The 13486-nt window shown below is 65.9% G+C and carries 9 protein-coding genes; 5 read left to right on the top strand and 4 right to left on the bottom strand.

From position 1 onward, the window contains the following. Positions 1–27: 27 nt before the first annotated feature. Together FJ386_04810 and FJ386_04805 are read right to left on the bottom strand one after the other, a co-directional pair. A complete protein-coding gene (locus FJ386_04810) occupies positions 28–765 on the bottom strand; it encodes a pyridoxine 5'-phosphate synthase (GenBank protein ID MBM3876027.1) in 738 nt (245 codons plus the stop codon). A gap of 62 nt (positions 766–827) precedes the next feature. Continuing rightward, entirely contained in the window at positions 828–2270 is a 1443-nt protein-coding gene (locus FJ386_04805) for a hypothetical protein (GenBank protein MBM3876026.1), read from the bottom strand. On the opposite strand from FJ386_04805, the gene FJ386_04800 reads away from it, so the two are divergent. The 5 genes from FJ386_04800 to accC all read left to right on the top strand — a co-directional run bounded on the left by FJ386_04800 (position 2235) and on the right by accC (position 7614). Beyond that, on the top strand, positions 2235–3617 hold the full coding sequence (locus tag FJ386_04800; GenBank protein MBM3876025.1) for a hypothetical protein: 1383 nt from the start codon (positions 2235–2237) through the stop codon (positions 3615–3617). The two genes, FJ386_04805 and FJ386_04800, sit on opposite strands and share 36 nt — an antisense overlap. Before the next feature lie 28 nt (positions 3618–3645). Then, positions 3646–5082, top strand: a complete 1437-nt coding sequence (locus FJ386_04795) for an O-antigen ligase family protein (GenBank protein MBM3876024.1) — start codon at positions 3646–3648, stop codon at positions 5080–5082. Further along, positions 5079–5516 carry a type II 3-dehydroquinate dehydratase gene (aroQ, locus tag FJ386_04790; GenBank protein ID MBM3876023.1) on the top strand — a complete coding sequence of 146 codons (438 nt, stop codon included), beginning with the start codon at positions 5079–5081 and terminating at the stop codon, positions 5514–5516. Before FJ386_04795 ends, aroQ begins: the two co-directional genes overlap by 4 nt. Before the next feature lie 212 nt (positions 5517–5728). Then, complete coding sequence (accB, locus tag FJ386_04785; GenBank protein ID MBM3876022.1) at positions 5729–6196, top strand: acetyl-CoA carboxylase biotin carboxyl carrier protein; 468 nt, start codon at positions 5729–5731, stop codon at positions 6194–6196. Between the two features lie 32 nt (positions 6197–6228). Continuing rightward, complete coding sequence (accC, locus tag FJ386_04780; protein MBM3876021.1) at positions 6229–7614, top strand: acetyl-CoA carboxylase biotin carboxylase subunit; 1386 nt, start codon at positions 6229–6231, stop codon at positions 7612–7614. A 32-nt stretch (positions 7615–7646) separates the two neighbouring features. Here the strand turns inward: accC and FJ386_04775 are convergent, their stop codons facing one another. Both FJ386_04775 and FJ386_04770 read right to left on the bottom strand, forming a co-directional pair. After that, complete coding sequence (locus FJ386_04775; GenBank protein ID MBM3876020.1) at positions 7647–8462, bottom strand: type II secretion system protein; 816 nt, start codon at positions 8460–8462, stop codon at positions 7647–7649. A gap of 58 nt (positions 8463–8520) precedes the next feature. Beyond that, entirely contained in the window at positions 8521–13290 is a 4770-nt protein-coding gene (locus FJ386_04770; protein MBM3876019.1) for an oxidoreductase, read from the bottom strand. Between the last annotated feature and the right edge of the window lie 196 nt (positions 13291–13486).

Raw genomic sequence — 13486 nt, 5'->3', positions numbered from 1 at the left:
ACACAGAAAACTCAAATCTCTTCTTCTTCACGCGCGCCGCATCGCCTCCAGCATCTCCCCCACCGCGCGCTCGATGCCCATGAAGACGGCGCGGCTGATGATGTGATGCCCGATGTTCAGTTCCACCAGATGCGGCACGCACGCGAGCATTGGCTCGACGTTTTCGCAGGTGAGACCGTGCCCCGCGTTCACCCGCAACCCCAAGCCGTTCGCAAGCCGCGCCGCCGACGCGAGCCGGCGCAACTCGCGCTTGCGTCCGCGCGCGCTGCGGAAGTGCTCCGCGTAAGCGCCCGTGTGCAACTCGATGAACTGGGCGCCCGATTGCGCCGCCGCCTCGACTTGCGCGGACTCGGGCGCGATGAACAGGCTCACCTGGATTCCGGCTTCGTTCATTCGGCGGCGTGTCGCGGTGATGGATTTCAACCCGGCGCGCACGTCCACCCCGCCCTCGGTGGTCACCTCCTGCCGTCGCTCGGGGACGATGCACACGATGTCGGGCTTCAGGTCGAGCGCGAAGCGGACGATTGCCGGCGTGTTCGCCATCTCGAGATTCAAACGCGTGCGGATGCGCTTGCGCAACTCGCGGACATCGCGGTCCTGAACATGGCGGCGATCCTCGCGCAGGTGCGCCGTGATGCCGTGGCAGCCGGCGCGTTCGCACGCGAGCGCGGCGGCCACGGGGTCGGGTTCGCCCCGCAACTGTCCGCGGTATCGCGCCTCGCGCAGCGTCGCGACGTGGTCGATATTGACGCCGAGTTTCAACATGGCTGCACAGGGAACGGCAGGCGCGGGCGCGAATCAACACGAATGATCCGCCAGCGGCCGCGTCACTTCCCCGGCGGCAGCGACGGCACCGGCGGCAGGCCGGGAAACGCAGCCGCCGGCTCGCGCCACGCGGGGAAATCCGGGTTGTCGAGCCAGCGCGCGAGCATGAGCAACTCGAAGCCCGTGAGCCCCGCGTGCGAATTGCGGATGACCCGCAGCTCCTTCGGCCCGTCGATCGTCGCCTCGGTGATGGTGTTGCCGAGTTGCGGCGCGATCGCGTCGAGCCAGGCCTGCCCCGGCGTCCGGCCCATCAAGCCCGCGCCCGGGCCGCCGAGCAGTTGCAGCAACTGCCGCGTCTGGCGCACCTGCTGGAGCCGGAACTGCGTCACCTCCCAGTCGTAGTAGACGAGGTTCGTGCGGCCGAGCTGCGCGAGCAATTCGGCGGGTGCCGGATTGGTGTTCACGCCTTGCGGCACGATGCCGGACATCAAGCCCCCGAGAATGAAGCTGCCGGACGGCTCCGGCGCGACCCCGACGAACGGCACGAGAATCGGCAGCCCGCTCCACACGACCTCGTTGCGGTCCGTGACGTGGTGAATGCGGCCGGTGAAGTTCGTCCCGAGCGCCGCGCGCGCCGCGGATTCGAGCGGTTGCAACAACGCGGGCACCCGCGCCGCGGCGTCCTTCGCGGGCAGCGCGAAAAGCGTCTGGAACGGGATGTCGGAACGCGACCAACTGAACCACTGGTCAGGCACCGGGCCGGCGGCGGACGTCCGCAACGCCGCGTTTCGCCCGAGCCACGGCGCCACGCCGCGAGCCGCGGTGAAACTGACGAGCGGGTCACGGATGGTGTTGGTCGGCACCTGCCACGGCTGCAGGCTCGAAACCATCGGCTCGCGCCATGAAAGCCGCGCCTCGGTGCGGACGATGTCCGAGCGCGAAGAGAAACCCGCCGTCAAGTGCGGCCAGTCCGCGAGGTCCGGCCAGTCGAGCAGGCGCGCAAGCTGGGGGCCGGCCTCGACGCGCAGCCAGTCCGCGCCGAGCGGAGGCCGCGGGGTGCCGGACGACTTCGCGTCCGCCAGCCACGCCTCGAGCAAGGCGCGCTTGCCCGGGCCGCCGCCGAACAACAGCCAGTCGCCGACTTGCTGGAACTTGACGCGAACCTTCGGGTCCGCACCTCCAAAGTCGCCGTGAACCACGCCCCTGACCAGGCCGAGATTCCACGAGGGCGAGGGGAGTTTCTTGACGGCGGTCTGCAACTGATTCGTCCACGCCGCGAGGCGCGCCGGGCCGAGCCGCAACGCGAGCGCCCAATCCTCGGACGCAGCCGTCCCGCGCACGGCGACGACCGATTCGACCGTCGGGATGTCGGCGAGCAGCGGTCGCATTGGCGCGAGGAACTCCGCGGTCGCGTTGCTGCTTGTGGCGAATCCGCGCGTCGCCGCAACGGCGAGCTTCTCCAGCGCCGCATGAACGAGCGCGCGCGTGGCCGGCGCCTGGAACATCCCGGCTTGCTTCGAAGCGGCGGGATTCTTCGAGAGGGCCTCCAAGCCGGCGAAGTGCAGCGCGATCGCGACCTCCGGCGGGGCGGGCGCGGCGGCGGACTTGGTGACCGGCTCGCGCGGGTTCGGCGCGACGGACTTGTCCCTGCACCCGGCTCCGAACGCGAGCAGGCCGGGCGCGAGAAGGAACAAGATGCGTCGCATGGTGGCGCTGTGATTGCCAGAGTCCGCCCCACGAGGCAAACCGAAAGCGGCGCGAGTTTCCCGGTCTGCGTCTTTCTTCTCCACAATCCGCGCGGCGGCGGTAGGTTCACGCGCATGCCGCTCGCCGATTTCAGCGAACAGCAACGGGCCATCGGGCTCCTGCAGCGGAGCCTCGAGCGCGGGCGCCTTGGCCACGCGTATTTGTTCACGGGCGACCGGCTCGGTGAACTCGAAGCCGTGGCGCGCACGCTCGCACAGGTCTTGAACTGCGAATCGCCCCGGCGCAGCCCCGGCGGCGCGGCGCTGGATTGCTGCGGTCGCTGCTCACCGTGCCGGCGCATCGCGGGCGGGTCGCACCCGGACGTGCATTGGATACGGCCGGAGTCCAAGTTGCGGCAGATCCTGGTGGAGTCGACGCGCGAGCTCATCGGCGCGGTTCACCTCAAGCCCGCCGAGGCGCAGTTCAAAGTCGCAGTGATCACGGCCGCGGACCGGATGAACGAGGACGCGGCGAACATTTTCCTGAAGACACTTGAGGAGCCGCCGGCGCGCTCGGTGCTGCTGCTCTTGAGCACGGAGCCGCAGCGTTTGCTCGAGACGGTGTCGTCGCGGTGCCTGCGCCTGAGCCTCGCAGGCGACGGAAGCAGTCCGCTGGACGGCGAGTCGCGGGCGTGGCTGGCGGAATTCAGCGCCACCGCAGCCTCGGAAATGCCGGGCTTGCTCGCGCGATACCGGCTGCTCGGCACGCTGCTCGCCCGGCTGGCCTCGATGCGCGAGGAAGTGGAGCAGGCCGAGACGGCCCGCTCGCCGCTGGCCCGGTTCGACGATGTGGACCCCAAGTTGCGCGAGCAATGGGAAGACGAGCTCAAGGCCGCGATCGAGGCGGAGTATCGGCGCCGGCGATCGGAGGTTATGCGCGCGTTGCAGGGATGGCTCCGCGATGTCTGGCTCGCCCGGCTCGGGCTCGCCGGGGAAATGGCGATGTTCGCCGACCTCGCCGGCCACACCCGCACCGTCGGGCAACGCATCGCCGAGCCGGACGCGACCGAGAACCTCCGCGCGATGGAGCACGTTCAGCGGTTGCTTCATACGAACGTCCAGGAGGCGCTCGCACTCGAGGTGGGGCTCTTGAAGCTCCGCCTCTGACGCGAGCCCTCGCGCGATCGAAGGCACCATGGCCCCACCCCCACCACGAGCGGAAGCCGCCGGCACGGCCACGGGCCGGGGCGTGTTTGCGGTCGCGGCCGGGTGTTTTCTCGGGATTGCGCTGCTCAAGCTCGGCAACCCGGTCCTCCTCGACGCCGGAACGATGTATCCACCGCCGGCGGGTTTGGGCGAGGTGATCTCCGAACCGTGGCCGATGTCGTGGGGCTACGTGATGCTCGCGGTTCTCGCGGTCGCGGGATTGTTCGTGGTCCGAAAACCGGCGGCCAACCCGGCGTGGATGCTTTGGATGCCCGCGCTCTGGCTCGGCTGGCAGTTGCTGGCATCCGCGCGGACGATCGATCCCCCGCTGACCCGGCTGACCATCGCCCACTTCGTGGCGAGCACGGCGTGTTTCTACCTTGGACTTTGCTCTGCAGGCGGCGCGGGAAGCGGGCTCCGGCGAGTGCGACCCGGGTTGGTGGCGGGATTGCTGGTCGTGCTCGCGGCCGGGATTCACCAGCACCACGGCGGCTTTGAGTCGAACCGCCGCTTCTTCGAGGAGAACGAAATGTCTGGCTGGACGAATGTGCCGCCCGCAGAAGTCCGGCAACTCGAAATGACCCGCATGCTGGTGCGCAAGCCCGACGGCTCGCTCACGGTCAATCCCGCGGTGGAACACAAGCTGGCCAGCGGGCGAATCTTCGGCACGCTCGTCTACCCGAACGCGCTCGCCGGTGTCATCCTCCTGCTCCTCCCGCTGGCGCTCGTGTCCACCCGGGACTGGACGCGACGGCTCGGCAACGTGCCTCACGGCGCGCTCGTTGGCTCCGTGGCGTATGTCGGAATCGCGTGCCTGTATTGGTCGGGGTCGAAGTCCGGCTGGCTCGTCGCGCTCGCACTCGGTGTCCTGACGCTGTTGCGCCTGCCGTTGGCTAAAACCCTCAAGGTCGGCCTGGCGACGTTGCTCATTATCAGCGGCGCGGCAGGACTGGCGATCAAGTATCGTGATTACTTCTCGCGGGGGGCGACCAGCGCAGCCGCCCGGCTGGATTATTGGACCGCTGCTTGGGAGAACGCCGCGAAGCATCCGGTGCTCGGCTCCGGGCCGGGAACCTTTTTCGCCGTCTACAAGGTTACCAAGAAGCCCGAGTCCGAGATGGCGCGACTCGCTCACAACGACTACCTCCAGCAGGCGAGTGACTCGGGATGGCCGGGATGCCTCGCCTACTGCCTTTTCATCGGAGGCTCCATCGTGCTGCTCGCCAGGCGCACCGCACGGGATGACCTGACCTTCGCCGTCTGGCTCGGGCTCGCGGGCTGGGCGATGCAGGGGATCGTGGAGTTCGGCCTCTACATCCCGGCCTCGGCCTGGACTGCGTTCCTACTGCTTGGCTGCCTTTGGCGAGAGCAGCCAGCTTTGGATTCGACACCCGAAACCGCCGCCGCTAGCCTCACCCGCGCATGAGCCGGATACTCTTCCTCAACGGGCCCAACCTGAACCTGCTCGGTCAACGCGAGACGGACATCTACGGGAAGACCAGCTTGGCAGACATTGAGGCTGCGGTGCGGGATCGCGCGTCGAAGGCTTCGGTTGACGTCGAGTTCCGCCAGTCGAACTCTGAAGGTGACCTCGTAACTTGGATTCAGCGGTCAAAGGGGGAATTCCAAGCCATCGTTATCAATGCAGGAGCCCTGACGCACACCAGTATCGCCCTCCGGGACGCCATCACAGCGGTGGCGGTGCCGACGATTGAGATTCACCTTTCAAACATTCACGCGCGGGAGGAGTTCAGGCACCACTCCATGATCGCGGCGGTTTGCAAGGGTCAGATCGCTGGATTCGGTCCCGACTCGTATCTGCTCGGCTTGGAGGCGGCTTTAACAATAATCCGGCGGTAGACTTGGTTGAAAAGGCGGTTTTTCACCAATTCCCAGCCTGCCTTGGGCTCGGGTCTTCCCCATAAACGGTGCTTGACGCACCCCCGGGCCATTCCTAACCTCCACCCGCTGATGACCCAATCGAAGCCGAGCCGGAACCAAGTCTTGCCCTTCTGCCCAGAAGCGAACCGTCCCTACGCGCCGGCTCCCCAACCCTCAACCAGGAGACTCCTGTGGATCTGAAAGACATCAAGGCCATCATTGACCTGATGAAGAAGAACGCCATTTCGGAGTTCGAGATGGAGCGTCAGGATTTCAAGATTCGCCTCAAGCGCGGACTCAATGGAAATCCTGTCGTGGCCTACGACGACGCGCCCGCGCAGGCTTATCTGCCGGCCCAAGCCCCGGCGGCCGCGGCCCCTGCCAGCGTGGTCCCATCGCCTGCGCCGCATCCCGGTCCCGAGGCGGACATCAAGTCGCCCATGATCGGGACTTTTTACCGATCACCATCGCCCGAAGCCGCGGCCTACGTGGAGGTTGGAACCGAAGTCGGCCCCGATACCGTGGTCTGCATCATCGAAGCCATGAAGGTGATGAACGAAATCAAGGCCGAGGTCCGAGGCGTCATCACGCAGGTTCAAGCCGAGAACGGCAAGCCGGTCGAGTTTGGCCAGTCGCTGTTCAAGATTCGCCCCACCTGACCCAAGCCGGTTCAAGCCACCTTCCCCCCGTCATGTTCGAAAAAGTCCTCGTCGCCAACCGTGGCGAGATCGCGGTCCGGGTCATCCGCGCCTGCAAGGAAATGAACATCCGAACGGTCGCGGTTTACTCCGAAGCCGATGCCAACTCCATGCACGTGCAACTGGCCGACGAGGCGATCTGCATCGGCAAAGGTCAGGCGACCGACAGTTACCTGCGGATTGACCGGCTGATTTCGGCGGCTGAGATCAGCGACGTGGACGCCATCCATCCCGGCTACGGGTTTCTGTCCGAAAACGCCCACTTCGCCGACGTCTGCGAGAGCTGCAACATCCGATTCATCGGCCCGAACTCCCGGACGATGAAGGCATTGGAAGACAAGCAAGTGAGCCGGGCGCTCGCCAAGAAGGCAGGCGTGCCGACGCCCCCCGGCTCCGATGGCCTGGTTGAGAGCGAACAGGAAGCCCTCGCCGTGGCGAAGAAAATCGGCTACCCCGTCCTGATCAAGGCCGTCGCCGGCGGCGGCGGACGCGGGATGCGCGTCGCCCACAACGACATCTCGATGATCAAGGGCTTCCACACTTCGCGCGCCGAGGCGGAAAAGGCCTTCAGCAACGCGGGAGTTTACATCGAGAAATACATCGAGAACCCGCACCACATCGAGTTTCAGATCCTCGGCGACGCCAAGGGCAACATCATCCACCTCGGCGAGCGCGACTGCTCCATCCAGCGCCGGCACCAGAAGGTCATCGAGGAAACGCCCTCTCCGCTGTTCGAGCGCAAGGAGTTCAAGGACCACCGCAAGAAGATGGGCAAGGCCGCCCTGCGCATCGCCGAGGCCGCCAACTACACCAACGCCGGCACCGTCGAGTTCGTCTGCGACGACCGCGGGAACTTCTATTTCCTCGAGGTCAACAAGCGCATCCAGGTCGAGCACCCCATCACCGAGGAGGTCACGGGCGTGGATTTGATCCGACAGCAAATCCTCATCGCCTCGGGCGAGCAACTCCGCATTTCGCAGGGCGACATCCAGTTCAAGGGCCATTCCATCGAGTGCCGCATCAATGCGGAAGACCCCTTCGACGACTTCCGCCCGAGCCCCGGGCGCATCGAGATGTATTACAGCGCGGGCGGCCGCGGCGTGCGCGTGGACAGCCATGCCTACGCCGGCTACACCATCCCCCCGTTCTACGACTCGATGATCGGCAAGCTCATCACTCACGGCAAGGACCGCCGCGAGGCGATGGAGCGGATGAACCGCGCGCTCGGCGAGTTCATGATCACGGGAGTGAAGACCACCATCCCCTTTGAGCAAGCCATCCTTCAGGACCCGAACTTCCGGCGGGGCGTTTACTCCACCAACTTCATCGAGCAACTGCTCGGCGGCGGCCGCCGCGAGTTGATCGAAGAGAAGGCCTGACGCCACCCGGCCGGGCGAGGAGGAACTTCGGCCTAGAAAATGTCCCAGAGCGCGATCGGATCGCGCTGCAAGACGGTCGCGCCAGTGGCGGGATTCTGAAATCCAAACTGGCTCGCCTTCATCGGCTCTGCGCGGCCGTTCACGAACACGGCCGTTGTGCGCCCGTTGTGCCGGTTGAAAACCCGCTCGGCGAACGTGCCGCCCGAGGCACCGTAACCGCTATACCACGGCTCATTGCGCGGCGTGCGCCAGAGGAGCGTGCCGGAGAAGGGCACCGCGGGCCGCCAATTGTCCGGATCCAGCGTCGGTGTGGGCGTGGATGCCTGCGACATGCTTGCCGCGTCTGCGATCACGATGGTGTTCTCCGGGTTCGCGATCTGGTGCTCCTTGAGGGAGTTATTCCCGGTCGGAATCCAGAACCCGAGGTCCGGATGGTTCATGCCGATGCCGATGCCGTTGCCGACGCGCACGCTGGGGCACTTGAAGATTTCCCGCGCCCCGCCGAGGTTCGGAAGCAGCAGGTCCGGCCACCACACGTAGGTTCCGCCGTTCGGCGCGACGGGGTTGGGAACCTGCACGTTCGCGCGGGCGAGTTCCACGACTTTCCCGTCGGCGTCGTCCGCGTAGAACTTGTAGGCAAAAGCGATCTGGCGCGAGTTGCTGAGGCACTTGGAGCCGCGCGCCTTTTCCTGCGCCTTGGAGAGCGCGGGAAGCAGCATCCCCGCGAGGATGGCGATGATGGCGATGACGACGAGCAGTTCGATCAGCGTGAAGGCTGATTTGCGTGTGTGAAGCGTTGTGGGAGTCATGGCATTCTGACGGTATGAGGCGTAACGGGCATCAAACATTCCCGTCGAGGGAATTCCCCGGCGGAGGATGCGAACCGCGCTTGCGAACCGCTTGTTGTTATTTTGCCGCAGCGAGCTCGGCCGCGTAGAGTTCGCGGACCCTTGCCTTCGCGTCGGCGAGCGGGATTTCACCCTTGTCCACCTTCGCGAGGAAGGACTTCTGCGCGACGTAGTCCTTGTTCACCACGCCGGCCTTGCTCTGGAGCATGCGCCAGGCTTTGCGGCGCTCCACGGCGAAGAGGACCATCTGCCGCGACACGGCGAAATGCTTCAGCTTTCCGTTCACGTCGGCCTTGATGTAGCAGCCGAAGTTCGGCACGCACGAGCGGTGCGCCGGGTCGAACACGCGGCGGTGGATGACATCGTCCTGCGTGATGAAGGTCAGCATGTCGTCGAGCAGGATGAGGTTCGCCGCCTCCTCGTCCTTCACGGCCTTGACGTGCTTGCGGAAACGCCCCTCCGTGATCGCCCAGTGCGCGACGGTGAAGTTGTATTCGGAACCGTCGGCCTTGAACTTCGTGCGCCACCAGTCGCGGTCGACGGTCGGGTTGCCCTTCACGTCGAATGCCTCCTGCGAGGTCTCGCCCTTGCGCGGGTTGAAGACAAATTCCGGCATCCCGCGTCCGTCGCGGACCATCTTGGCCTGGTCCGCGCTCATGTTGTCGCCGACGGCATGCTCGGGCTGGCAGGTGGTGTAGCACTGGTAGAACGCCGTGCCGCGATATTCGAGGCCGTCGAGCATGGCCTTGTAGAGCTTGGCGGCGTTGGCCACGGAGACTTGGGCGACGAACGGCGAGCCGTGCCCGCTGGTGAACGCCTCGGCGACATTCTTCTTCTCGATCAGCTTGCCCTGCGAGGCCGTGCCGAACTGGTTCATGTCGTAACCGCCGAGCATCGTCGAGCTGTCGGAGTTCTGCCCGCCGGTGTTCGAGTAAACCTGCGTGTCGAGCATGAGGATCTTCACGTTCGGCCGGTTTTGCAGCATCACCTTCGACACGTTCTGGAAGCCGATGTCGCCGAGCGCGCCGTCGCCGCCGATGACCCACATCTTCGGCAGTTCGCGGATTTCCTGGTCGGTCATCAACGCGTCGTCGAGGTGCGTGTAGGTGAAGTAGTCCGCCGCCGTCGCGACGCTTTCCTCGCGGTCGAGCAGCGCATCGCAAATGCGCTCGGGCACCACGGAGCGGCGCGCGTGCGAAAGGATGAGCGACTCGGCAAGCAGCCACGAGATGGTCGCGCCGTCCTGGAAGAGCGAGTTCATCCACGGATACGGGTGCGGATTGCTCGGCGGCGTCGAGCCGTAGACGGTGTTACAGCCCGTGCTCGCCCCCATCATCATCACGGACATGCCGTTGGCGCGGCGGCCGTCGATGGTCTGGAGGTCGCGATGGTTGAAGGCGTCCTGCTTCATGACGGCCACGAGCCCGCCGATGATCTGCTCGTCGGTGATGACGCCGTGCTTCGCCTCGTGGTCGGCGATGCGCTTCGCCGTGTCCGCGTCGTTCTCGCCGCCGAGTCCCATGATGATGTGCGAGACGGTCTTCCGGAACATCTCGTATTCGGCCGCGCTGCGTGCCTGGACGGCCTGCAGTTTCTGCAAACCCACGGCCTCGAGCTTGGAGGCCTTCGCGCGGAGACGGTCGGCCTTCGCGTGATACAGCGGGCGCATGTAAGCCTCGGTCACGCTGGCGCAGGCGCGCAGGATGGACTTCTCGCCGCACCCGGCGCACGCGCCGTCGCCGGAGACGAGCGCCTCGTAGTTGCGGCGGACCATGAGGTGGTTGCGCAGCGCGGCCTCGCGCGAGCCCGCGGCGTTGGTGTCGTTGTAAAGGCCGAGGAACTTCTGCGGCGTGTCAGGCAGGAGCCGGGAGAAGATCTGCGCCGTGGTGAGGTCGGCGTTCAACTCCTCCGTCTCGGTCGTCATGCGGAGCGCGTCGTGGTCGCCGCAGACTTGCACGCACTCGCCGCAGCCCTTGCAGAGGTCGCTGACGAAGATGGAGAACACACCGCCCGCGCCCGGGGTCTTCTGCTCGATGGAGCGGTAGATCGCGGGGACGGCGGTGTAGGCGAGCGGGAGCTTGGCGATGATGCCGTTGAACTGCGCCTTCGCCGCCTCGCCGATGGCGGTGAGCGCGGTGACCTCGGCGGCGATGATGTCCTTGAACGGCACGCTGGCCTTGGCCTTGATGGCCTCGTTCATCTTCACGCGCGCGCGGTCCTCGATGCCTTTGAGCTCTTTCATCAACTTCGAGCGCTCGGCGGCGTCCACGACGTAATTCCCCGCGGCCGTGCGGAGGATGGTGGCGACATCATGCGCGGCGTTGGGCAGCGCGGTGTCGGGGCAGGCGGTGATGCACTCCATGCACTGGGTGCAATTCTCGGCGATGTAAACGGGCGTCTCGCGCCGCGCGACATACTTGGACTGCGTGGCGCCGGTGCCGGGGCCCATCACGCCGATGGACGCCATCGCCCCCGCGGGTTGGTGGTAGCCGAGGCCCGCGCGAAACTCGCTGTCAAACTTCCCGAGCGTCTGGAAGGCCGCGCGCGCCGCCTGCCCGACGGGCGTGGAGATGCTCGCGCATGAACCGCCGACGTTGCAGCCCGCGGTGGGGATCATCTGGTGGTCGCCGAGCGGCCACAACGGCGGGTTGCGCATCGAGGAACGATCCGCGGCGTCGATCTCGCCATACTTGATCTCCTGCACGCGCCCGAACCCCTCGGTCATCACGGTCATGTTCGAGGCCACCACGGCATCGCCGAAGCGGCCGAACTTTTTCACGTATTGCTTGCGCACCGTCTCGTGGAACTGCTCCTCGGAGATCGCGTTGTCATTGAGGAACGGCGACACGCGGAAGAACGCGCCGAGGAAGGAATTGCCCTGCATGCGGAGCTGGAGCTCGGGCTTGTCGGTCGCCTTGCGCGCGATGTCGAAGCCGGGAAGGATGAACACCCGGATGTTGTTCTCTTTCACGAACTGCCGGTGCTGCGCGGGGATGCGCATCCACGCGGTCTCGGTGGTGTCGCTGGATTCCCACACGATGCAGCCGCCCTTCTTGATGCCCTCGAGCGGGTTGGTGTGCGTGAAGGCCTTCGGGTCGCAGCAGAGCACCACGTCCACATGGTTGAGCTCGCAGTTCACCTTGATCTGGTCGCGGGCCACCGTGAGGTAGTAGTTGGTGGGCGCGCCCTTCTTTTCCGAACCGTATTTCGGGTTCGCCATGATGAACAGCTGCTCCTTCAGGCGCCCGTCCGGCTCGACCTGGTTGGCGCGCTTCTTCAAGAGCTCGCCGAAGTCGCCGATGATTTCGCCGAGGTTCTTGCCCGTGGTGATCATGCCCCACCCGCCGATCGAGTGGAACCGCACCGCGATGGCCTTGTCCGGCAGCAGCGACGGCGTGTCCTTGGAAATCACCGCGTAGGGATGGTCCACGCCGAGCACGAAGAACGTCTCGCCGTCCGCCGCGCTGCGCCCGTCCTTGCGCCTGGACTGCCCGGTCGCGAACTCATACGCGCCGAGCGTGTGCTCGGGCCGGAAGTCGCGCGAACCGATGCCGTAGGCACCGCGGAACAGGCGCGGGGTTTCCTCGGGAGCGAGCGCGGGGAGCTCGCCGCCGAACTTCACGACCTCGTTCGCCTTGCCCAGCGCGACGCGGATGTCACGCGCGAGCGGATTGTCGCCCGACAGGCCTTCATCCGTGCGCTCAAGGATGATGACGTTCTTCTTGCCGCGCAGCGCGTTGATCACCGCGGCTTCGGGGAACGGGCGGATGACGTTGATGTGGATGGAGCCGACCTTCGCGTTGCGCTGTTCGCGCAGGTAATCGCACGCGGCCTCGATGTTGTCCGCGGCGCAGCCAAGCGACACGAACACCGTGTCGGCGTCCTCGGTCTTGAACTCGGTGATGAGCCCGTAGAACCGGCCCGTGAGCCGCCCAAACTCGGCGTAGCCCTGCTCGAGGAACTTGAGGATGGGCTCGTTGAAATTGTTGCGGCGCGCGACGACGCCGTTCATGTGGTGCTCCTGATTCTGCACCGGGCCGAGCAGGATGGGGTTCTTGAGATCCATCATCTCGGGCAGGCGGCGGCGGCGGGCGCCGAAGAGCTCGCGCTGCGCCGGCGTCGGGCAGTCGATTATGTCGTCCGGCGCGCCGAGGAACTCGCGGAGCAACTCCGCCTCGGGGGCGAGATATGTGCGCTCCGAGTGCGTGGTCAGCATGCCATCCTGGATGTTCATGCCCGGGTTGAGCGAGAGTTCGCAGACCTTGCGGAGGATGATGGCCTGGTCGGCGGCGTGCTGGGCGTCCTTCGACATCACCATGATCCACCCCGTGTCGAGCGCGGCATAGAAATCGTCGTGGCCGCAATGGACGTTGAGCGCATGCTTGGTCAGCGCGCGCGCGCCGACTTCAAGCACCATCGTGCAGAGCTTGCCGGGCGCGTGGTAATACTGCTCCATCGCATACACGATGCCCTGGCCGGAGGTGAAGTTGACCGTGCGCCGTCCCGCCACCGCGAACGCCGTCGCCCCGCCCTGCGCCGCGTGCTCGCCCTCGGTCTCGACGGCGATCTTCTGCGCGCCCCACACGTTGAGTTCGCCCATGGCATACGAGCCCTGGTAAATCTCGCCGCCCTCGGTCGAAGGCGTGATCGGATAGAACACCCCGCCCTCGGTGATGCGCGTTTCGACGTGCTGCGCGACAAGCTGGTTGCCGTTGCACGTGACGCGGATGCCGGGATACTTGGGCTTCGAACGGGTCGCGGCGGGGGAACTGGTCGCCACGTTTTGCTGACTGGCGGCGCCCTGGGATACGCTTTCTTGAGTGACCATAAGCAAAGTAACTTGCGGGACCATCGCTCGCCGTGCGGTTGTGAACCGCCCGCGTCGCGAGCCCGACGAACCGAGCAACATTAGCCAACGTCGTTTCGCCGACAAGCAGCAAAGCGGACGAAATGCACGCCCCGCCAAGCCACGCCATTTTCACGAATCGCGACGCCGTCCGTGGTCAACGGGAAAATCCGCCGCG

This window comes from Verrucomicrobiota bacterium (genome assembly GCA_016871675.1).
In the GTDB taxonomy this organism is placed as follows: Bacteria; Verrucomicrobiota; Verrucomicrobiia; order Limisphaerales; family VHCN01; genus VHCN01.
Note: the sequence above shows the minus strand (reverse complement) of the source record. Positions and strands in the feature narration are given on the sequence as shown.